This is a genomic window from Streptomyces sp. NPDC034670, assembly GCF_055574875.1.
This window is the reverse complement of record NZ_JBVITR010000010.1, coordinates 57,833-78,610: the sequence shown is the minus strand read 5'-3', so window position 1 is coordinate 78,610 and position 20,778 is coordinate 57,833. Positions and strand designations below refer to the sequence as shown.

Here is a 20,778-nt window from a genome sequence, read left to right as displayed (position 1 = left end):
GGGGCGTCCGGGAAAGGGCGGTCCGGGCGCGGGTCCGGAAAGCAGGGCGCGCGTGCTTCGGTAATGGTTACGATCGCGTCATGCCCCTTACCTTCACGCTCGATCCCGCCGTCACCCCCGACCTCCGCGACGGCGTCCTCGACCTGTGGGCCGACGTCGTCAACGCGGGCGGAGCCGTCGGCTTCGTGCCGCCGGTGACGCGCGAGGAGATCCGCCCCGAGCTGCTGCGGCACTTCGCGTCGATGGCGGAGGGCCGCTCCCGCCTCCTCGTCGGCCACGACGAGGAGGGACGGGTGGCCGCCACCGCGTTCCTCACCTTCAACGCCCACCGCCTGATGACCCACTGGATCTGGCTCTACACGGTGATGGTCCACCCGCGCCACCAGGGCAAGGGGTACGGCCGCGACCTGCTGGCCGCGGTCGAGCGCGCCGCCCGCGGCTTCGACGGCATCGAGGCGGTACGCCTCGGCTGCCGCGGCGGCCTCGGCCTGGAGCACTTCTACGCCTCCTGCGGCTACAAGGAGGTCGGCCGTGTCCCCGGCGCGATCCGGGTGGCCCCCGGCGACGAGCGGGACGACATCGCCATGCTGCTGACGCTGACCTGAGGGGTCCGAGGACCCGAGGACCTGAGGGGCCCGGGGCCGCACCCCCCTGGGGGGCCGGTGGTCCGGGCGTGTTTCACTGGGGGTGCCCCTTTGTCCCTTTGGGACGCTCTGGGGCCTGTTCCGGCCGGACGTAGGAAGAGTGGATGAGATGCTCCGCTACACGCTGATGCGCCTCGGGATCTTCGTGGGCTGCCTCGTGGTCGTCTGGGGTCTCGTCTCCTTCGGTCTCGCCCCGCGCGGCCTCGGCGACTCCAACGGCCTGTGGATCGTGCTGCTCGCGCTGGTGCTCTCGGCCCCGATCAGCTTCGTCGCGCTGCGCAAGGAGCGGGACCGGGCCTCCGAGCAGATCGTGCGGCGGGTGGACCGGGCCAAGGCGAGCCTGGAGGCCAACCGCAACCAGGAGGACGTCGCCGACGACGCCGCCCGCTCGCAGGGGCAGGCGCAGGGCCAGACCCCGTAAGCTCCGTCACACCCGCGCGGCACCGCGCAGCGCCCCGGTCTCCGAAACCACCGGATACCAGGGCGCTTTGTGATGTACGGGTACGTATTCCCTCGTGCCTGTCAAAGTAAGGCTTTGAGGTTCTCAAAGTTCAGGTGTTACGGTCTTCGGGTGATGTCAGCAGCCGTGTTCCCCACGCCCCGGAGAGTTCCGCTCGTGGCGCGCCTGCACGTGGACCTCTGCCGGGTCGCCTCCGCGAACTGTCCTCCCTGAGGTTTGCGTGAACCGTCGTCCCTGACGTTCCGCGACCCGAGCACCACGTCACCTCCCTCACGCGTCCTCTTCATCGGAGCATGTCCGTGTCCACGAACACGAAGTCGTTCAAGCTGCCCTTCCGGGCGCCCTTCTGGGCCCAGATACTCGCCGGCCTCGTCCTGGGCGTCCTGCTCGGCTGGCTCGCCCGCAGCCAGGACGTCTCCTGGCTCGTCACCACCCTGGAGAAGGTCGGCGGCACCTTCATCGGCCTGCTGAAGCTGGCCGTCGCCCCGCTCGTCTTCTTCGCGATCCTGGTCTCCATCACCAACCTGCGGAAGGTCAACAACGCGGCCCGCCTGGCCTCGCGGACCCTCCTCTGGTTCATGATCACCTCGCTGATCGCGGTGGCCATCGGTCTCGCCATCGGCCTGCTCACCAACCCCGGCGCGGGCACCGGCCTCACCCCGGCGGACGGGGCCGCGCCCGAGCGGACCGGCTCCTGGATCGACTTCCTCACCGGCATCGTGCCGACCGACGTGATCACGCCGTTCACCGAGCTGAACGTGCTGCAGATCGTCTTCATGGCCGCCGTCGCCGGCATCGCCGCCCTCCAGCTCGGCGAGCGGGCCCAGCCGATCCTCACGCTGAGCGAGTCCGTCCTCGAACTCCTCCAGAAGGCCCTGTGGTGGGTCATCCGGCTCGCCCCGCTCGGCACCGTCGGCCTCATCGGCAACGCGATCGCCACCTACGGCTGGGACCTCATCGGCCAGTACGCCACCTTCACCGCCGACATCTACGTCGGCTGCCTGATCGTCCTCTTCGGCGTCTACCCGGCCCTGCTCGCGACCGTCGCCAAGGTCAACCCGCTGCAGTTCTTCAAGGGCGCCTGGCCCGCGATCCAGCTGGCCTTCGTCTCCCGCTCCTCCGTCGGCACCATGCCGCTGACCCAGAAGGTCACCGAGCGCCTGGGCGTGCCGAAGGAGTACGCGAGCTTCGCCGTCCCGTTCGGGGCGACCACGAAGATGGACGGCTGCGCCGCGGTCTACCCCGCCATCGCCGCGATCTTCGTCGCCCAGATCTTCGACGTCCCGCTCGGCGTCGGCGACTACCTGCTGATCGCGTTCGTCTCGGTGGTCGGCTCCGCCGCCACGGCCGGACTCACCGGCGCGACGGTCATGCTGACCCTCACCCTCTCCACGCTCGGCCTGCCGATGGAGGGCGTCGGCCTGCTGCTCGCCATCGACCCGATCCTGGACATGATCCGCACCGCCACCAACGTCGCCGGGCAGGCCCTGGTCCCGGTCGTCGTCTCCGCCCGCGAGGGCCTGCTGGACCGCGACGCCTACGACACGGTCCACTCCTCCCCGGTCGACGAGGCCCCGGCCGACGAGCCCCGGCGGGTTCCCGTGGCGGCCTGACCGGCCCGGCCGTCCCCGCCACCGCCTCCCCCCAGGGACCCCACGTCCGCCCGCGGCAGCCCGGAACACGGCTGCCGCGGGCGGACGCCGTCGTCCCCGCGAGCGGTGGGCGGGGGCGCCCCGCGGGTGTCCGGTGAACGCCGCCGCGGGCCGGACCGGCGGCCGCGGGCCCGTACGCTACTGCGCATGGGTGCCGTGAAGACCAAGCGGATGCCGCGTGCGGTCCGCGAACAGCAGATGCTGGACGCCGCCGTACGGACCTTCGGCCAGCGGGGGTACACGGCGGCGTCGATGGACGAGATCGCCGAACTGGCGGGCGTGTCCAAGCCGTTGGTCTACCTCTATCTGAACTCCAAGGAAGACCTGTTCACCGCCTGCATCCGGCGCGAGGCCAAGGCCCTCACCGAGGCGGTGCGCGCCGGCGCCCGTCCGGACCTGCCCGCGGACCGCCAGCTCTGGTCCGGCCTGACCGCGTTCTTCACGCACACCGCGCTCCACCCCGACGGCTGGTCCGTGCTGCACCTCCAGGCCCGTACGCACGGCGAGGTCTTCGCCGCCGAGGTCGCCGCGATGCGCGCGGAGATCGTGGCGTTCGTGACCCAGCTCATCCTCGCCGCCGCCCGTGAGGCCCTCCCCCGGACCCTCGGCTGTTCCCCCAGGGGCTCGACCCCGCCCGAGCAGGGGGGACCCCCACGTGCCGGGGGGACCCCCGCCGATCCCGACCTCCCCGAGGTCGAGGTCTCCGGGCTCGCGGAGGCCCTGGTCGGTGCCGCCGAGTCGCTCGCCGACTGGGCCAACGCCACCCCCGGCGTCACGGCCCGGCAGTCGGCCGCCGTCCTGATGAACTTCGCCTGGGCGGGACTGGGCGACCTGATGGCGGGAAACCGCTGGTCACCGCCCGACGACGACACCGGTGGCACCGGCGCCGCCGGGGGCGCGGACGACGCCGACGACGCCGACGGCACCGCCGGGTCCGGCCCCGGCACCCCGGCGGATCAGGCGGGGCGGACCTCGCCGGCCAGGTGAAGCCGGTCGCCGTCGCCGCGCAGTTCGAAACGGCCGCCCTCCGCCGCGTACGTCACCGTCCCCGGCAGCAGGACCGGCGCCCTGAAGTCCGCCCGCACCACCGCCGCGTCCGGGGTGCCGTGCGCGGCGAGGCAGCGGGCCACGCTCCACATGCCGTGCGCGAGGGCGCGGGGGAAGCCCAGGAGGCGGGCGGTGAGCGGGTGCAGGTGGATGGGGTTGCGGTCGCCGGACGCGGCGCCGTACCGCCGTCCGAGGTCCCCGTCCAGCCGCCACTCGGCCACGGCGGGCAGCGGCGCGCGCTCCTCCCGCGCCGGGTGCGCCGGGTGCGCGGCGTCCCGCCCGGAGGTCCGGTGCCGGGCCAGGTACGTGCTCCGGGACTCCCACACGACGTCCCCGCCGGTCCGCACCTCGGTGACCACGGCGGCCTCGGTGCCGCGCCGGTGCGGCGCCAGGCCCTCGACGCGCACCGCCAGCTCGTAGGTCCCCGCCACCGGCAGCGGCCGGTGGCGGGTGATCCCGATCGACGTGTGGACCAGCCCGAGCAGCGGCAGCGGGAAGTCCCGGCGGCTCATCAGCCGCATGGCCAGGGGGAAGCCCAGGACGTGCGGATAGGCCGGCGGCAGCGCGTCCGCCCCGGCCGGGAAGCCGCACACCCGCGCGTACGCGGCCAGGCGCGCGCGGTCGATCCGCAGCCCGGGCAGCACCAGCCGGGTGCGCGGGAAGGCGGCGTCGGGGCGGGGCCGTCGGAAGGGGGACGCCAGGGCACCCCGGGCGAGCAGCGGGGCCAGGGCGGGAGGCGCGGTGAGCACGACGGAGGGTCCGGAGGACGGAGAAGGTCCGGAGGAGGGGGAGGGTCCGGAGGACGGGGAGGAACCGGTGGGCGTGGGGTCCGCGGGGGTCACGGCGGTCACGCTCCCAGCAGGCTCTGGCCGCAGACCCGCACGACCTGCCCGTTCACCGCGCCCGAGGCCGGATGGGCGAGCCAGGCGGTGGTCTCGGCGACGTCGGCCGGCAGACCGCCCTGCGCGAGGGAGTTCATCCGGCGGCCCGCCTCCCGGATGAACAGCGGGACGGCGGCCGTCATCCTCGTCTCGATGAACCCGGGCGCGACCGCGTTCACCGTCACCCCGTGCCCGGCGAGCGCGCGCGGCGCGAGGGACCGGACCAGGCCGACGACGCCCGCCTTGCTCGCCCCGTAGTTGGTCTGCCCGGCGTTCCCGGCGATCCCCGCGATGGAGGCCGTGGCGACGATCCGGCCGCCGCGCCTCAGCGCCCCGGCGGCGAGCAGGGCGTCGGTGGTGCGCAGCACGCTCGCCAGGTTCACCTCCAGCACCGGGCCCCAGCGCTCGGCGGGCATGTTGGCCAGGCGCCGGTCGCGGGTGATGCCCGCGTTGTGGACGAGCACGTCGAGGCCGTCGGGGAGGGCGTCGGCGATCCGGGCGCCCGCGTCGGCGGCGGTGATGTCGAGCGGGAGCGCGGTGCCGCCGAGCCGTTCGGCGACGCGCCGCGCGTCCTGCCCGGCCTGCGGGACGTCGAGGACGACCACCCGGGCGCCGTCCCGGGCCAGCGTCTCGGCGACCGCCTCGCCGATGCCGCGTGCGGCGCCGGTGACCAGGGCGGTGCGGCCGGCGAGCGGGCGGTCCCCGTCGTGGGGGCCGACGGGGCCGTGCTCCCCGACCTCGATCACCTGGCCGCTGACGTAGGCCGACTTGGGCGAGAGCAGGAAGCGGAGGGTGGACTCGGCGGCGCCGGCGTCGGTGAGGCGGACCAGGTTCACGGTCCTGCCCCGGCCGATCTCCTTGCCGAGGGAGCGGACGAAGCCCTCCAGCGCCTGCTGGGCGGCGGCCTGGTGGTGGTCGGCGGGGTCGAGCGGGGCGCCCAGCACCACGATCCGGCCGCTCGCGGCGACCGACCGGACCACGGGGTGCAGGGCGGCGTGCACCCCGGCGAGCCCTTCGACGTCCCGTACCCCGCAGGCGTCCAGGACGACGGCGGCGGGCCGGCCCGTGGCGTCGTCCGTGCCGAGCCCGGTGCGGGCGAGGACGGGGGCGAGGTCGAGGCCGGACCCGCCCGCGGTGAGGTGGAGGAGGCCGCCGTCCAGGTCCGGCCGCCCGGGGGACCAGCGCCGCAGCTCCGCGGGCTGGGGCAGGCCGAGGCGGCGCGTCAGGAAGCGGCCGGGCGCGGTACCGGTGAAGCTCAGATAGCGGTCGGCCATGCAGGACTCCCAACGGGGACGGGGGAGCTCGCTCCGGACACGCACCGCGGTGCTTACCCTGTCGCTTACTCCGGAGTAAGGTTACCGGAGGTAATCCTATGTCACCGGTGAGGAGCAGGTCGAGATGAGTCCCCTGGAGCCGACCGCCGTGCGGCGCGTCGCGGTCATCGGCGGCAGCCGCGTCCCGTTCGCCCGCTCCGACGGCCCGTACGCCACCGCCTCCAACCAGGAGATGCTCACTGCGGCCCTGGACGGCCTGGTCGAGCGGTACGACCTGCGGGCCCCGGGCGCCGTCGGCGAGTTCGTCGCCGGCGCGGTCCTCAAGCACAGCCGCGACTTCAACCTCGCCCGGGAGACCGTCCTCGGCTCGCGCCTGGACGCCCGCACCCCCGCCTACGACGTCCAGCAGGCCTGCGGCACCGGCCTCCAGGCCGTCGTCGCCGCCGCCAACAAGATCGCCCTCGGCCAGACGGAGTCCGCGGTCGCGGGCGGCGCGGACACCGCGAGCGACGCGCCCCTCGGCGTCAACGACGCCCTGCGCAAGGTGCTGCTGGAGGCGCGGCGCGCCACGTCGCCCGTCGCCCGCCTCAAGGCCCTGGCGAAGGTGCGCCCCGGCCACCTCCTCCCCGACGTCCCGCGCAACGCCGAACCGCGCACCCGCCTCTCCATGGGCGAGCACGCCGCGGTCACCGCCCGGGCCTGGGGGATCACCCGCGAGGCCCAGGACGACCTCGCGGCGACCAGTCACCGGCGGCTGGCCGCGGCGTACGAACGCGGCCTGCTGACGGACCTGGTGGTGCCCTTCCGCGGCCTGGTCCGCGACCAGAACCTGCGCCCGGACTCGACACCGGAGAAACTCGCCGCGCTGAAGCCGGTGTTCGGCCTCGACCACCCCGAACCGACGATGACGGCGGGCAACTCGACACCGCTCACGGACGGCGCGGCGGTGGTGCTGCTGGCGAGCGAGGAGTGGGCGGCGGCACGGGGCCTGGAGCCCCTGGCGTACCTGACCGCCTCCGAGACGGCCGCCGTGGACTTCGTGCACGGCGACGTGGCGGGCGGCGAGGACGGCCTGCTGATGGCCCCGGCGTACGCGGTCCCGCGCATGCTGGAGCGCGCCGGGCTGGGCATGGAGGACTTCGACCTGATCGAGATCCACGAGGCGTTCGCCTCCCAGGTGCTGGCGACGCTGGCGGCCTGGCAGAAGCGGGGGCTGGCCCCCGTCGACCGCGCCCGCCTGAACGTGGCCGGCTCGTCCCTGGCGACCGGCCACCCCTTCGCCGCCACCGGCGCCCGCATCGTGGCGACCCTGGCGAAGCTCCTCGCCGAACGGGACGCCCCCGGCCGGGGACTGATCTCGATCTGCGCGGCCGGCGGACAGGGCGTGACGGCGATCCTCGAACGCCCGTGAACGACGCGAGGGCGGCCGCGGGCCGCCCTCGCGGTCGCCCCCGAGACTGCACACGCCCGGCTCCGGACCCTCCCCGAACCCGCACGGGCCCCTCACGCGGGGGCCGTACGATCCCGAGTCCGGCCTGCGGCGACCCCCTGCCCGGGCGCCGCCGATGAGCGCCTCGGCGTGCGAGGCCCGTACGTCATGGCAGCAAGCAGTTCCACTGCACGCCCCAGGAGCCGCCCCGTGTCCCCCGCGCACCCCTCCGCCGAACACCCGGATCCCTCGGCTTTCTCAGTTCCCTCAGTCCTCTCAGTCCCCTCAGCTTCCTCCGCTCCCTTCGCCGCCTCCGCCCTCGACGACGCCGTCTACGGGGCACCCGTCCTGGTCGAACCCGGACTCCTGCGGCGGGACGGAGTCGTACGGGAAGCCTCCGTCCCGCCGCTCGCCAGGCCGGTGCGGCACGGATCACTCGCCGACCTGCCGTTCGACAACGCGGGCGCGGACCCGGACGCGGTGGTCCTCGGCCGGAAGGCGCCGGACGGCGGCTGGCGGGACGTGACGGCCGCCGCCTTCGCCGCGGAGGTCATGGCCGTGGCGAAGGGACTGATCGCCGAGGGCCTGGTGCCGGGCGACCGGATCGCCGTCATGGCCCGCACGGTCTACGAGTGGACGCTCCTCGACTTCGCCGCGTGGGCGGCCGGACTGGTCACGGTCCCCGTCTACCCCACCTCCTCCGTCTTCCAGGCGCGCTGGATCCTGCACGACTCGGGCGCGGTCGCCCTGGTCACGGAGACCGCGGCGCAGGCCGCCGCCCTCGGCCCGGAGTTCCCCCACCTGCCCGACCTGCGGCACGCGTGGGTCGTCGAGAAGGGCCACGTCGAGCGGCTCGCGGAGGCCGGCGCGCACCTCCCGGACCAGGAGGTGGACGTACGCCGCGGCGTCCTCGGCCCCGACACCCTCGCCACCCTCGTCTACACCTCGGGCACGACGGGCCGCCCCAAGGGGTGCGCCCTCACCCACGGCAACTTCTTCGCCGAGGTGGACAACGCCGTCGAACTGCTCTACCCCGTCTTCCGGCAGCGGACGGGCGAAGACGCCTCCGTCCTGCTCTTCCTGCCCCTGTCCCACGTCTTCGGCCGCATGGTCGCCGTCGCCTGCGTACGCGCCCGGGTGCGCCTCGGACACGCGCCGAGCCTGAAGCCCGAGGACCTGCTGCCCGACCTGGCGAGCTTCCGGCCCACCTGCCTGCTGACCATCCCCTACATGCTGGAGAAGGTCTTCAACGCCGCCCGGGCCAAGGCCGAGGCGGGCGGGCGGGTGTCCGTCTTCGACCGCGCGGCGTCGGTCGCCCGCCGCTACGGCGAGGACCTGGAGGCCCGGCAGGCCGGGACGGGCTCCGGCCCGTCCCGCTCCCTGAGGGTGAGCCGCGCCCTCCACGACCCCCTGGTCTACCGCCGCATCCGCAACGCCATGGGCGGCAGGGTCCGCTACGCCATCTGCGGCGGCTCCCCGCTCGACCGCCGCCTCGCCGCGTTCTACGCCGGCGCCGGCATCGAGGTCTTCGAGGGCTACGGCCTGACGGAGACGACCGGCGCCACCACGGTGACGCCCCCGCTCAAGCCCCGCCTGGGCACGGTGGGCTGGCCGCTGCCCGGCACGCGGATCCGCATAGCGGCGGACGGCGAGATCCTGGTCGCGGGCGAGCACGTGCTCCGCGGCTACTGGGACTCCCGGGCGGGCGGCGTCGTCCCCGCGGCCCCCGACGGCTGGCTCCCCACGGGAGACCTCGGCGAACTGGACGACGAGGGCTACCTGACGATCACGGGCCGCAAGAAGGAGCTCATCCTCACCGCGGGCGGCAAGAGCATCGCCCCGGCCCCGCTGGAGAACTGGCTCCGCTCCCACCCCCTGATCTCCCAGGCCATGGTGATCGGCGAGAACCGCCCCTACGTCTGCGCCCTGATCACCCTGGACCCCGACGGCATCACCCACTGGCGCCGGATGAACGGCAGGCCCCCGGTCCCACCGGAACGCGCCGCCGACGACGAGGAGCTGCGCGCCGTCCTCCAGCGCGCGGTCGACGAGGCCAACAGGACCCTCTCCCGCCCGGAGTCGATCCGCCGCTTCGCGGTCCTCCCGGTGGACTTCACGGAGGAGGCGGGCCACCTGACCCCGTCGATGAAACTGCGGCGCGAGGCGATCATGCGGGACTTCGCGCGGGAGGTGGAGGGACTGTACGGGGGGTAGGGCCAGGGGGCGGCGCGGCGGGCCGGCCCCCTCGGAGGACTCGACGCGGCCAGGGCCTTTCCGTCGGGATCGGGCCGGACCCCGCGAGCCCGGCCCGAGCCCGACGAAAGGTGCTGAGCGGGGGTGCGGGGCGGCCGGCGGGCGATCAGGAGCGCCTGCGGGGCGGACTCGCCGAGGCCCTCGTCCGCCGCCCGCACGGAGCGCAGCACGATCGTGAACCCGGCCTCCTCCAGGAGCCCGGCGATCCGCTCCGGCCGGAGGCGCTGGAACTCGACGGGGACCGGGTGGCCGAAGGGCCGCTCGTAGCGCCGGGGCTCGTCGCCGACCTGGAAGGCGAGCAGCAGATGCCCTCCGGGGGCCAGCACCCGGCGGAACTCGGCGAAGAGGGCGGGGAACCCGTCGTGCGGGGTGTGGACGGTCGAGTACCAGGAGACGATGCCGGCCAGAGCGCCGTCCGGGAGGTCCAGCTCCAGCATCGAACCCTGCTCGAAGCGCAGCTCCGGGTGCTCGCGGCGGGCGATCCCGACCATCGCGGCGGACAGGTCGAGGCCGAGGACGGGGAGGCCGAGGGAGGCGAGGTACGCGGTCACCCCGCCCGGACCGCACCCCAGGTCGGCCACCTGGCCGTCCTTCCCGGTCAGCCCGGCGAAACCGGCCAGTAACGCCCGGTCCAGGGGCTGGGCCGCGTGCACGTCGCGGAACCGGGCGGCGTACTGCTCGGCGACGGCGTCGTAGAAGGCGCGGGTGGCGGCCACGTGGGCCGCTTCGGTGCCGGCGCCCGCGGTGGTGCTGGTGTCGGAGTCGGTCATGGTGGGGCACCTTATCCGCGCCCGCCGACGTCCACCGGTGCCCCGGGCGCCCCGGGCTCCGACCCGGCCGGCGGCCCCGGCGAGGGTGACCGGCCCCGGCGGCCTCGACGGATCGGACGGATCGGACGGTGCGCCGACACGCCGGCAATGCCGCCGGACGGGCGGGCGGAGCCGGAAGTACCAGGGGCCGCGTGCGCTTCGGAGCGGGCATTCCCGGAACGCGGGAGCACCCCGTGGGGAGGGCCGGACGGGTGACGCCCGGGGGCCCGGTGGAGAGGCGGGGGAGAGGGAATTCACGCCGGGCGCGCGGCGCGTACGGGAGGAATTCGCCGGGAATTCACCACGGCGCGCACGATTTCCCACCGCGGCTCCCCGGGGGAAGGGCAGGAGCCCCGTCGCCGGACGGCGCGGGGCTCCTTGGGTACTGCTGGTCGTTCCCGGATCGGAGGATCAGACCGGGGTGACGTTCTCCGCCTGCGGGCCCTTCGGGCCCTGCGTGACGTCGAAGGACACCTGCTGGTTCTCCTCGAGGGACCGGAAGCCGGTCGCGTTGATCGCGGAGTAGTGGACGAAGACGTCGGGGCCGCCGCCTTCCTGGGCGATGAAACCAAAGCCCTTTTCGGCGTTGAACCACTTCACGGTTCCGGTAGCCATAAGCCCTCCTTGGGCCCAAAGGGTTGCCCTGCTCCAGAACCAGCAAGTGTGAAGACGAGTTCCGCACAATCGCTTATGTCTGAGAACGACGAGAGCCCGCGGTCACATGCTCCGCAGGCTCTGTACTGCAAGGGAAACCAAACTGCAACTTGCGACGAGCCTAGCACGCGCGGGCCTCAACGCAATAGAGGTCAAGATCACTTCACCCGAATGTTTGAACGTTCCGTCCGTCACGGCTCCCGGTCGAACACAGGGGCGGGCGTTCGGGTACTCCGGACGAGGGCTAGCCTCACGATGTGGACAATCCTCGCAACCGGCCGCGCGTCGGCCACATCCAGTTCCTGAACTGCATGCCCCTGTACTGGGGGCTCGCGAGAACGGGCACGCTCCTCGACTTCGAGCTGACCAAGGACACCCCGGAGAAGCTCAGCGAGATGCTCGTGCGGGGAGAACTCGACATCGGGCCGATCACCCTCGTCGAGTTCCTCAAGCACGCGGACCGGCTGGTCGCCTTTCCCGACATCGCCGTCGGCTGCGACGGCGATGTCATGTCCTGCGTGATCGTCTCGCAGGTCCCGCTGGACCGGCTGGACGGTGCCCGCGTCGCCCTCGGCTCGACCTCGCGCACCTCCGTACGCCTCGCCCAGCTCCTCCTCGCCGAGCGGTACGGCGTGCGGCCCGACTACTACACCTGCCCGCCCGACCTGAGCCTGATGATGCAGGAGGCCGAGGCGGCCGTCCTCATCGGGGACGCGGCCCTGCGCGCGAACATGCTCGACGCGCCGCGCTACGGCCTGGACGTGCACGACCTGGGCGCCCTGTGGAAGGAGTGGACGGGGCTGCCCTTCGTGTTCGCGGTGTGGGCGGCCCGCCGGGACTACCTGGAGCGCGAGCCGGTCATCACCCGCAAGGTGCACGAGGCCTTCCTCGCCTCCCGCAACCTGTCCCTGGAGGAGGTCGACAAGGTCGCCGAGCAGGCGGCCCGCTGGGAGGCGTTCGACGAGGCGACCCTGGCGCAGTACTTCACCACCCTCGACTTCAGCTTCGGGCCCCCGCAGCTGGAGGCGGTCGCGGAGTTCGCCCGCCGGGTGGGTCCGACGACGGGGTTCGCGGCCGACGTGCGGGTGGACCTGCTGCAGCCCTGAGGGCGGCCGTTCACGCCTCGCGGGCGGAGGACCCGTCCGCCGGTTGACCGGCGGGTCTTCGGGGCGGTCACGTCCCGCCCGGCCCCTCCCGTGCGGGAGAGGGACCGAGCGCGAAGGGGCGGCTCCGCCCCCTCGACGGCCCCGCCCGGGTCACCGAGGCGACCAAGGCCTCCGAGGACCGAGTACGCTCCTCGGCTGCGTTCCCGGCCCCCTCCCGACCTCCCGACCCGGTTCTCCCTCCCCACGACCCAGGACACCCGCCATGCCACGACGCCGCACTCCCGGTTCGTCCGGCCCGCCGGGGGCCCCGACCGGGGGCCCGGACACCGCCTCGGTGGCGGGATGAGCGGTCCCCCGTGCGTCTCGCTGGTCGTCACCGCCGCGCTGTGGGGCGCGGCGGCGGGCGCGGTGCTGCCGCGTGCGGCCTACCGGTTCTCCGTCCCGCCGGGGGAGGAGTGGCGCGGGGCGTGCCCGGCCGGGCACGCCCTCGCCGGCTGGCTCGGACCGGCCCGGTGCGGCCGGTGCGCGGCGGCCTCCCCCGGCGGCCCCGCCGGCCCGTCCTACGGCTCGGGCACCGCGCCCGTCCTCGTGACCGCCCTCGTCTGCGCGCTCCTCGCCGCCGCCACCGGATTCCGGCCCGAGCTGGCGGTGTGGCTGCTGCTCGCGCCCGTCGGCGTGCTGCTCGCGGTCGTCGACCTCCGGGTGCAGCGGCTGCCCGACCCGCTCACCCTGCCCTTCGCCGGGGCCGCCCTCGTCCTGCTGGGCCCGGCCGCCCTGGCCCCGGGGCACGCCGGGGAGTGGACGACGGCCCTGCTGGGCGCGCTCGCGCTCGGCGCCGGCTACTTCGTGCTGTTCCTCCTCAACCCCGCCGGCATGGGCTTCGGCGACGTGAAGCTCGCCCTGGGCGCGGGCGCCGTCCTCGGCTGGTACGGCTGGCCGGTCGTGCTGCTCGGCACCTTCGCCGGGTTCCTGTCCGGGGCGCTGTACGGCGGTGCCCTCGTCCTCGCCCGGCGGGCGGGGCGCAGGACGGCCGTCCCGTTCGGCCCGTTCCTGCTCGCCGGCGCCCTCGCCGGGCTGCTGATCGGGGCGCACGCGGCCTGACGTCGGGCGCGCGAGGGCCCTGGCGTACGCTGGGTCGGTCTGTCCACACCCCTTACGAAAGGGACGCCGGTGACCGAGAAGGCCGACCTTCAGCCCATCCTCGACCGTGCCGCCGCCGGTGGGCGGATCACCCCCGAAGAGGCCGTCGCCCTCTACCGCGACGCCCCGCTGCACGCGCTGGGCGCCGCCGCCGACGCCGTCCGCAGGCGCAGGTACGCCGGGACCGAGCACATCGCGACGTACATCATCGAACGGAACATCAACTACACCAACGTGTGCGTCACGGCGTGCCGGTTCTGCGCCTTCTACGCCGCGCCCAAGGACACCGCCAAGGGCTGGACCCGCGACCTCGACGACATCCTGCGGCGCTGCGCCGAGACCGTCGAGCTCGGCGGCACCCAGATCATGTTCCAGGGCGGCCACCACCCGGACTACGGCGTCGAGTACTACGAGAGGCACTTCGCCGCCATCAAGAAGGAGTTCCCCGAACTCGTCATCCACAGCCTGGGGGCGAGCGAGGTCGAGCACATGGCGCGGATCTCGGGGGTGAGCGTCGAGGAGGCGATCACCCGGATCCACGCGGCCGGGCTCGACTCCTTCGCCGGCGCCGGCGCCGAACTGCTCCCGGAGCGGCCCCGCAAGGCCATCGCCCCGCTGAAGGAGTCCGGCGAGCGCTGGCTGGAGATCATGGAGATCGCGCACAACCTCGGTGTCGAGTCCACCTCCACCATGCTCATGGGCACCGGCGAGACCAACGCCGAGCGGATCGAGCACCTGCGGATGATCCGGGACGTGCAGGACCGCACGGGCGGCTTCCGCGCCTTCATCCCGTACACCTACCAGCCCGAGAACAACCACCTGAAGGGCCGCACCCAGGCCACCCTCTTCGAGTACCTGCGGATGATCGCCGTCGCCCGCCTGTTCCTCGACAACGTGGCCCACATCCAGGGCTCCTGGCTGACCACCGGCAAGGAGGTCGGCCAGCTCTCCCTGCACTACGGCGCGGACGACCTCGGCTCGATCATGCTGGAGGAGAACGTGGTCTCCTCCGCCGGCGCCAAGCACCGCTCCAACCGGCTGGAGATCATCGACCTGATCAGGAAGGCGGGACGGGTCCCCGCCCAGCGGTCGACGACGTACGAGCACCTCGTCGTGCACGACGACCCGGCGAACGACCCCGTCGACGACCGCGTGGTCTCCCACATCTCCTCCACGGCCATCGAGGGCGGCACGGCCCACCCGGAGCTGAAGCTCCTGACCCCCAACTGACCTGCCCGTGCTGACGATCCACGCGGCGGACCTGCTGGTCTTCGGCGACCGGCGGCCCGCCCTGCCGGACGGCGCCGTGCTGGTGAACGGCCGGGAGCTGGCGGCGACCGGCCCGTACGGAGAACTGGCCGCGGCCCACCCGGCCGCGCGCGTCCGGCGCTGGCCGGGGGTGCTCGCGCCGGGGCTGCTCAACCCGTACGGCCCCGAACTGCTGGAGCACACCTACCACCCGGACCCGCGCGAGGCCGGTGAGCTGGGCACCGAGCCGCTCACCGGCGCGGCCCTCGAAGGACTCGACCTGACCGGGGCCCGCTGGGGCGCGAGCGCGCGGCGCGGCGTGCAGCGGCTGCTGGCGCACGGGGTCGTCGCCGTGGCGGGCGACCTGCGGCGGCCCGCCGCCGTGGACGCCGTGCGCCGGGCGGGGATGGGCCTGGAACGGCGCCCCACCGCCCCCGCCGGCCCGGCGGCGCTCGACCCCCTGGCGGGGCGGAGCCCGGCGGAGGCGGTCTCGCGGCCCCTGCCCCCGGACGGCGCGGACGGCGCGGCGGCGACGTTCGCGGTCTTCGACGTCCCCGACGAGGCCGCGCTCGCCGCGCGCGGGGCCGGGACCTGCGTGGCGACGGTCGTCGCCGGGCGCCTGCTGCACCGCCGGCGCTGACCGGCCCGCGTCCGCGGGCGGAGCCGGGGCGCCGCCGGGGACGGTCCGGCGGGGGCTGCAACAATGGGCCCGTGACCCGCGCATCCCTGGACAAGCAGCCGCACGAAGTCGCCTCGATGTTCGACGACGTGGCGGAACGGTACGACCTCACCAACGACGTGCTGTCCCTCGGGCAGACCCGGCTGTGGCGCAAGGAGGTCGCGAAGGCGGTCGACGCCCGGCCGGCCCAGAAGGTCCTGGACCTGGCGGCGGGCACGGGCACCTCGTCGATGCCGTTCGCCCGCACCGGCGCGTACGTCGTCCCCTGCGACTTCTCCCTCGGCATGCTCCGGGTCGGCAAGGAGCGCAGCGCCTGGCTGCCGTTCACGGCCGGCGACGCGACGCGGCTGCCGTTCAGGGACGACGCGTTCGACGCCGTCACCATCTCCTTCGGGCTGCGCAACGTGCAGGACTTCGACGCCGCGCTGCGCGAGATGCACCGGGTGACCCGGCCCGGCGGACGGGTCGTCATCTGCGAGTTCTCCCAGCCGACGTGGGCGCCGTTCCGGCGGGTGTACACCGAGTACCTGATGCGCGCCCTGCCGCCGGTCGCCCGCGCGGTGTCCTCCAACCCGGACGCGTACGTCTACCTGGCCGAGTCCATCCGCGCCTGGCCCGACCAGGCGGCCCTGGCCGGACGGCTGCAGCGGGCCGGCTGGACCCGGGTGGCCTGGCGCAACCTCAGCGGCGGCATCGTCGCCGTGCACCGGGGCTTCAAGAAGGACTGAGGACCGCCGCGCGGGGGTCGTCCGGCTCCTCCAGCTCCCGCCGGAGCCCGCCGGCGGGCGGCACGGGCCCGCGCGGCTCGCGCACCCCTCCGCCGCCCTCCCCCTCCCCGAAGTCGAACCACACGTGGACCGGGGAGTCCCGCGGCACCTTCGCACCGGGCTGCGGGTACTGGCGCACGACGTAGTCGACGACGGTGCGCGGGAAGTCCGGCCGGTCCGGCGCGACGAGGAACAGGCCGCGCGCCCGCGCCGACTCGCGCGCGTCCACGGCCATCAGGCCGACCAGGCGCGGCACGCGCACCTCGGGTGTCCTGGGTGTCATACGCACGGACGTCACCCCCCAGCGGTACCGGCAGGGTAGCCCCGCGCGGCGGCCGCCGGAAGCATTTCGTGGCGTTCCGTGACAATCGACTACGCAGCGTGGCGGCCGGTTCCCGGGGGCGGAGCCGGGACGGCGCCCGCGCCGTGGCGGTGCCGGGGCGACGACGGCGGCCGGACGGCGCCCCGGGCCGTCTCAGAGGTCGAGCCGGTAGCAGTGGGCCTCCCGCGAGTCCGGCGTCGTGAAGGTCCCGTCGAGGCGCATCCCCAGCCGCCGGGTGACCGCGATCGAGCGGGTGTTGCGGGCGTCCACCATCGCCACCACGCTCTCCGTGCCCGCCGCGCGCACGCGCTCCAGCGTCCGCAGCGCCGCCGCGGTGACGTACCCCCTGCCCCAGTGCTCCCGCGCGAGCCGCCAGCCGATCTCGATCTCGCCCGTGGGGCCCCAGTCCCGCTCCCAGGGCTGGGCGCCCGTGAAGCCGACGGGGCCGCCGGACGCGTCGAGCACGGTCCACAGGCAGAAGCCCAGCTCGGCGTCGTGCCGGCGCTGGCGGGCGGTGAGCTCCTCGTAGACGGACAGCCCCGCCGGCGTACCGCCGTGGAACTCCATGACCTGCGGATCGTCGAAGAGCCGGTGCCAGGTGACGGCGTCCTCGTGGGTGGGAACACGGAGCCGTACGGCGGGGAGCGTTCGGTTCACGGGGGCAGCCCTTCAGCCGGGTGATCGATGCCGCTGCATAGACTGCCCGTGTCCAGTGCCGGTCGGCACGCAGATTTCGAACCCTGGGGAGATCCCGCCGTGACCGAGCCCCTCTCCGACAACACCGCCGACGTGATCGTCGTGGGCGCGGGGCCAGCCGGCTCCACCACCGCGTACCACCTGGCCAGGGCCGGACTCGACGTGCTCCTGCTGGAGAAGACCGAGTTCCCGCGGGAGAAGGTCTGCGGCGACGGCCTCACCCCGCGCGCCGTGAAGCAGCTGGTGTCGATGGGCATCGACGTCTCCGAGGAGGCCGGCTGGCTGCGCAACAAGGGCCTGCGCATCATCGGCGGCGGCGTCCGCCTCCAGCTGGACTGGCCGGATCTCGCCTCCTTCCCCGACTACGGCCTGGTCCGCAAGCGCGACGACTTCGACGAGCAGCTCGCCCGGCAGGCCCAGAAGGCGGGCGCGCGGCTGTACGAGCGCTGCAACGTGAGCGCCCCGGTCGTCGACGACCGCACCGGGCGCATCACGGGCGTGAAGGCCAGGCTGGGCGCGGAGAAGCGGGAAGTCACCTTCCGCGCCCCGCTGGTCGTGGCCGCCGACGGCAACTCCACCCGCCTGTCCCTGGCGATGGGCCTGCACCGCCGCGAGGACCGCCCGATGGGCGTCGCGGTGCGCACGTACTTCACCTCGCCGCGCCACGACGACGACTACCTGGAGTCCTGGCTGGAGCTGTGGGACCGCCGCGGCCCGCAGGACCGCCTGCTGCCCGGCTACGGCTGGATCTTCGGCATGGGCGACGGGACGAGCAACGTCGGCCTCGGCGTGCTCAACACCTCGGAGTCCTTCAAGGAGCTGGACTGGCGCGAGGTCCTCAAGGCCTGGTGCGCCTCCATGCCCGAGGACTGGGGCTACACGCCGGAGAACATGACCAGCCCGATCCGCGGTGCCGCGCTCCCCATGGCCTTCAACCGCCAGCCGCACTACACGCGCGGGCTGCTGCTCGTCGGCGACGCGGGCGGCCTGGTGAACCCGTTCAACGGCGAGGGCATCGCCTACGCCATGGAGTCCGGGCAGATCGCCGCCGACGTCATCGTGCAGGCGCACGCGCGGGCCACGCCCGCCCAGCGGGAGATCGCCCTGAGGCGCTACCCGCGCGTCCTGAAGGACACCTACGGCGGCTACTACACGCTCGGCCGCGCCTTCGTGAAGCTCATCGGCAACCCGAAGATCATGCAGATCGCCGCCCAGCGCGGTCTGACCCACCCGATGCTGATGAGGTTCACCCTCAAGCTGCTCGCCAACCTCACCGACCCGACGGGCGGCGACGCGATGGACCGCATCATCAACGGCCTGAGCAAGGTGGCGCCGAAGGCGTGACGCGCGGTCCCGCACGGGCGGGGGCCGTGACGGCGCCGTGGCGGCCGGGAGCCGCAGGAGGCGGGCTTCCCGGCCGTCGGCGTCCGTCCGGGCGCCGTGAGGGGGCGTCGCGGGCGCCCCGCGCCGTGCCGCCGGGACACGCCGGGCCGCCCACACGCGCCCCACACGGGACGATCCGGGCCATCGGGCGATCCCGGCCGGGATGTGCGGGCGGCCGCGCGCGGGCAGCGCGAGGCACGGGACGGCGCGGGCGGAAACCGGTGGCGGAAACCGGGAGGGAACACCCCGCGTGCGGACGGGCTGCCCGAAGTGCCCCGGGGGAACCGGGGCGTGAAGCGGGGAGGGCCGCTGCCCCCGAGCGGCAGCGGCCCTTCAGCCCGTAGGGGCGCGGCTCAGAGCACGCGCACGGCACCCGAGGCGGGGTAGCCGGAGAGGTCCTGGATGACGACGCCCTTGGAGGGGTTGGCGGCGTCCAGGTACTGGCCGTTGCCGATGTAGACGCCCGTGTGGTACGCGGAGCCCTTGCCGCCCCAGTACAGGATGTCGCCGACCTGGATCTGGGACAGCGGGATGTCGGTGCCGACCGTCGACTGGGCCTGCGAGACGCGCGGCAGGTCCACACCGACCTGCTTGAACGCGGCCTGCACCAGGCTCGAGCAGTCCCAGGCGTTGGGGCCGGTGGCGCCCATGACGTAGGCGTCGCCCACCTGCGCCTTGAGGAAGGCGATGACGGTCGCGACGCTGCCGCCGGCCGGCGCGGAGGCCGTCGTGGAGGCGGGGACGGAAGCGGAGGCGGAGGCGGAGGCGGAGAGGGTGGCGCGCTCGGCGTCGCGCTGGGCGCGCTCGGCGGCGGCCTTGCGGGCCTCCTCCGCCGCCTTCTTCTTGGCCTCGGCCTTCTTCTTGGCCTCGGCGAGGTCCGCCTTGGCCTCCTTGGCGGCCTGGGCGGCGGCCGCGTCACGCTCGGCCTGCAGCTGGTAGTTCGCGGCGGCCTGCTGGGTGGCCTCCGCGGACTGGGCGACCTGGGTGGCCAGGTCGGCCGTCAGGGTGGGCAGTTCGAGGGTCTGCGTCACCGGCTCGGCGGCGTTCGCCGAACCCGACGCCCCGGCGACCGCCAGGGTGCTGAGGACGCCACCGGCAACACCGGCCCGCACGGCGAGCGCGGACTGCGCGGTACGGCGGGGCTTCCGGTGGCTGCGTATGTGAGCGGTGTGGGACATGGGAACAACCGGTACCAGGGGCTCCTTCATGTCTTCAAGCAACGTGTGGTCCGCCACAATTGTTCAATCGGGCCCCGAATCCCGGGCGTGTCGCCCCTCATTGACGCCGTAACGGACATTGCGGGCTGTCCGTGACCGGCCTGTGATCACGGTCTTTCATCATTACGCCCGAATTGCCCTCCACCTACCACCGCTTGACCCGATTGGCCAAGCCCTCTTGTTGACGCCCTTTCAAGGGTGTGACGGAGGTCACGGAACGATCGTCCTCCCCCTCGCGTCGGGCGGGCCCGGTCACGGCCGGATCACGACGCCGGGACTTCGTGAACGCGTGCACGTGTCCACCGCGTGCACCGCGCCTCCCTCGAAGGGGGAACGCGCCCTCTATCAAGTGATCGGTTCCAGCGCGAATTTGCATGCAAGGGAAGTCTCTTGATATGGAGACGACCTTTCTGACCTGCGTGAACGAAACAAAATGTCACGGTTGGTGACCACGCGAACGCTTCGCGTATGAAGATCGACCCTCATCCGACTTCATGATCGTTCGTCAGGTGGCAGAGATCACAAAGGTTGTGCGATACCCCGTGTCGCAGATCACAGACCGGCGGGCATAAGATGCGGAGCGGTTGGGCTTGTGACCTGCTTCACATGTTCTCGATCTTCGCCGGGGCGGGCGGGGTTCGTGGGACTGACGAGGCGGAAGTGAGCCCCCGGTACAACCTCCCCAGGTCTCGGCTCCGCCCGGCCAGGGGGGAGCCCATGCAGTCAGTGCCGACTGAGAGGAGCGAGGAGCGGTGAACGCGTATGCGCCCATCCTCGTACTGGGAGCCCTCGGGGCAGGCTTTGCGATCTTCTCCGTGGTCATGGCCACGCTGATCGGTCCGAAGCGGTACAACCGCGCCAAGCTCGAGGCCTACGAGTGCGGCATCGAGCCGACCCCCACGCCGGCCGGCGGCGGGCGCTTCCCCATCAAGTACTACCTGACGGCGATGCTCTTCATCGTCTTCGACATCGAGATCGTCTTCCTCTACCCCTGGGCCGTCACCTTCGACGCCCTGGGGCTTTTCGGGCTCGTGGAGATGCTGCTCTTCGTGCTCACCGTCTTCGTCGCGTACGCGTACGTATGGCGGCGCGGCGGCCTGGAATGGGACTGAGGGGC

At 73.6% G+C, this 20,778-nt stretch carries 20 protein-coding genes and 1 pseudogene; 14 read left to right on the top strand and 7 right to left on the bottom strand.

Going from position 1 to position 20,778, the window contains the following annotated elements; genetic code table 11:
- The first annotated feature begins 80 nt into the window (after positions 1–80).
- The 5 genes from ACZ56B_RS10285 to ACZ56B_RS10265 all read left to right on the top strand — a co-directional run bounded on the left by ACZ56B_RS10285 (position 81) and on the right by ACZ56B_RS10265 (position 3,743).
- Positions 81–605 carry a GNAT family N-acetyltransferase gene (locus ACZ56B_RS10285; RefSeq protein WP_468788252.1) on the top strand — a complete coding sequence of 175 codons (525 nt, stop codon included), beginning with the start codon at positions 81–83 and terminating at the stop codon, positions 603–605.
- Positions 606–753: 148 nt separating this feature from the next.
- On the top strand, positions 754–1,065 hold the full coding sequence (locus ACZ56B_RS10280) for a DUF4229 domain-containing protein (RefSeq protein WP_468788390.1): 312 nt from the start codon (positions 754–756) through the stop codon (positions 1,063–1,065).
- 72 nt (positions 1,066–1,137) lie between these two features.
- Entirely contained in the window at positions 1,138–1,317 is a 180-nt protein-coding gene (locus ACZ56B_RS10275) for a putative leader peptide (RefSeq protein ID WP_468788250.1), read from the top strand.
- An 80-nt stretch (positions 1,318–1,397) separates the two neighbouring features.
- Positions 1,398–2,717 (top strand): dicarboxylate/amino acid:cation symporter, encoded by a 1,320-nt coding sequence (locus ACZ56B_RS10270; protein ID WP_468788248.1) that lies wholly within the window; start codon positions 1,398–1,400, stop codon positions 2,715–2,717.
- A 186-nt stretch (positions 2,718–2,903) separates the two neighbouring features.
- The gene (locus ACZ56B_RS10265) at positions 2,904–3,743 is read left to right on the top strand and encodes a TetR/AcrR family transcriptional regulator (protein WP_468788246.1); all 840 of its coding nucleotides are present in this window, start codon (positions 2,904–2,906) and stop codon (positions 3,741–3,743) included.
- Here the strand turns inward: ACZ56B_RS10265 and ACZ56B_RS10260 are convergent.
- Entirely contained in the window at positions 3,713–4,552 is an 840-nt protein-coding gene (locus ACZ56B_RS10260) for a MaoC family dehydratase (protein ID WP_468788244.1), read from the bottom strand. The genes ACZ56B_RS10265 and ACZ56B_RS10260 overlap by 31 nt on opposite strands.
- 98 nt (positions 4,553–4,650) lie before the next feature.
- Positions 4,651–5,958: a 3-oxoacyl-ACP reductase gene (locus tag ACZ56B_RS10255; RefSeq protein WP_468788243.1), complete on the bottom strand. Its 1,308-nt coding sequence runs from the start codon at positions 5,956–5,958 to the stop codon at positions 4,651–4,653.
- Positions 5,959–6,082: 124 nt separating this feature from the next.
- Between ACZ56B_RS10255 and ACZ56B_RS10250 the strand changes: the two genes are divergently transcribed.
- Together ACZ56B_RS10250 and ACZ56B_RS10245 are read left to right on the top strand one after the other, a co-directional pair.
- A complete protein-coding gene (locus ACZ56B_RS10250) occupies positions 6,083–7,369 on the top strand; it encodes an acetyl-CoA C-acetyltransferase (RefSeq protein WP_468788241.1) in 1,287 nt (428 codons plus the stop codon).
- A 186-nt stretch (positions 7,370–7,555) separates the two neighbouring features.
- Positions 7,556–9,601 carry an AMP-dependent synthetase/ligase gene (locus ACZ56B_RS10245; protein WP_468788239.1) on the top strand — a complete coding sequence of 682 codons (2,046 nt, stop codon included), beginning with the start codon at positions 7,556–7,558 and terminating at the stop codon, positions 9,599–9,601.
- Positions 9,602–9,732: 131 nt separating this feature from the next.
- Here ACZ56B_RS10245 and ACZ56B_RS10240 read toward each other — a convergent pair.
- Positions 9,733–10,410, bottom strand: a pseudogene (locus ACZ56B_RS10240) (class I SAM-dependent DNA methyltransferase); the annotation flags it as partial.
- A gap of 450 nt (positions 10,411–10,860) precedes the next feature.
- Complete coding sequence (locus ACZ56B_RS10235; protein WP_004984723.1) at positions 10,861–11,064, bottom strand: cold-shock protein; 204 nt, start codon at positions 11,062–11,064, stop codon at positions 10,861–10,863.
- Positions 11,065–11,360: 296 nt separating this feature from the next.
- Between ACZ56B_RS10235 and ACZ56B_RS10230 the strand changes: the two genes are divergently transcribed.
- From ACZ56B_RS10230 to ACZ56B_RS10210, 5 genes are all read left to right on the top strand, one after another.
- Positions 11,361–12,209: a menaquinone biosynthetic enzyme MqnA/MqnD family protein gene (locus ACZ56B_RS10230; protein ID WP_468788237.1), complete on the top strand. Its 849-nt coding sequence runs from the start codon at positions 11,361–11,363 to the stop codon at positions 12,207–12,209.
- Between the two features lie 342 nt (positions 12,210–12,551).
- Positions 12,552–13,310 (top strand): prepilin peptidase, encoded by a 759-nt coding sequence (locus ACZ56B_RS10225; RefSeq protein WP_468788235.1) that lies wholly within the window; start codon positions 12,552–12,554, stop codon positions 13,308–13,310.
- Between the two features lie 69 nt (positions 13,311–13,379).
- Entirely contained in the window at positions 13,380–14,579 is a 1,200-nt protein-coding gene (mqnC, locus tag ACZ56B_RS10220; RefSeq protein WP_468788233.1) for a cyclic dehypoxanthinyl futalosine synthase, read from the top strand.
- A gap of 7 nt (positions 14,580–14,586) precedes the next feature.
- Positions 14,587–15,237: a hypothetical protein gene (locus ACZ56B_RS10215; protein ID WP_468788231.1), complete on the top strand. Its 651-nt coding sequence runs from the start codon at positions 14,587–14,589 to the stop codon at positions 15,235–15,237.
- 71 nt (positions 15,238–15,308) lie between these two features.
- The gene (locus tag ACZ56B_RS10210; RefSeq protein ID WP_468788229.1) at positions 15,309–16,004 is read left to right on the top strand and encodes a demethylmenaquinone methyltransferase; all 696 of its coding nucleotides are present in this window, start codon (positions 15,309–15,311) and stop codon (positions 16,002–16,004) included.
- Here the strand turns inward: ACZ56B_RS10210 and ACZ56B_RS10205 are convergent.
- Together ACZ56B_RS10205 and ACZ56B_RS10200 are read right to left on the bottom strand one after the other, a co-directional pair.
- On the bottom strand, positions 15,991–16,326 hold the full coding sequence (locus ACZ56B_RS10205) for a PASTA domain-containing protein (protein ID WP_468788227.1): 336 nt from the start codon (positions 16,324–16,326) through the stop codon (positions 15,991–15,993). The two genes, ACZ56B_RS10210 and ACZ56B_RS10205, sit on opposite strands and share 14 nt — an antisense overlap.
- Before the next feature lie 192 nt (positions 16,327–16,518).
- Entirely contained in the window at positions 16,519–17,022 is a 504-nt protein-coding gene (locus ACZ56B_RS10200; protein WP_468788225.1) for a GNAT family N-acetyltransferase, read from the bottom strand.
- A gap of 99 nt (positions 17,023–17,121) precedes the next feature.
- On the opposite strand from ACZ56B_RS10200, the gene ACZ56B_RS10195 reads away from it, so the two are divergent.
- Entirely contained in the window at positions 17,122–18,405 is a 1,284-nt protein-coding gene (locus ACZ56B_RS10195) for a geranylgeranyl reductase family protein (RefSeq protein ID WP_468788223.1), read from the top strand.
- Positions 18,406–18,797: 392 nt separating this feature from the next.
- Here the strand turns inward: ACZ56B_RS10195 and ACZ56B_RS10190 are convergent, their stop codons facing one another.
- Positions 18,798–19,652, bottom strand: coding sequence for a C40 family peptidase (locus ACZ56B_RS10190; protein ID WP_468788221.1), 855 nt, complete (start codon positions 19,650–19,652; stop codon positions 18,798–18,800).
- Between the two features lie 761 nt (positions 19,653–20,413).
- On the opposite strand from ACZ56B_RS10190, the gene ACZ56B_RS10185 reads away from it, so the two are divergent.
- Complete coding sequence (locus tag ACZ56B_RS10185) at positions 20,414–20,773, top strand: NADH-quinone oxidoreductase subunit A (RefSeq protein ID WP_030494815.1); 360 nt, start codon at positions 20,414–20,416, stop codon at positions 20,771–20,773.
- Positions 20,774–20,778 lie beyond the last annotated feature (5 nt).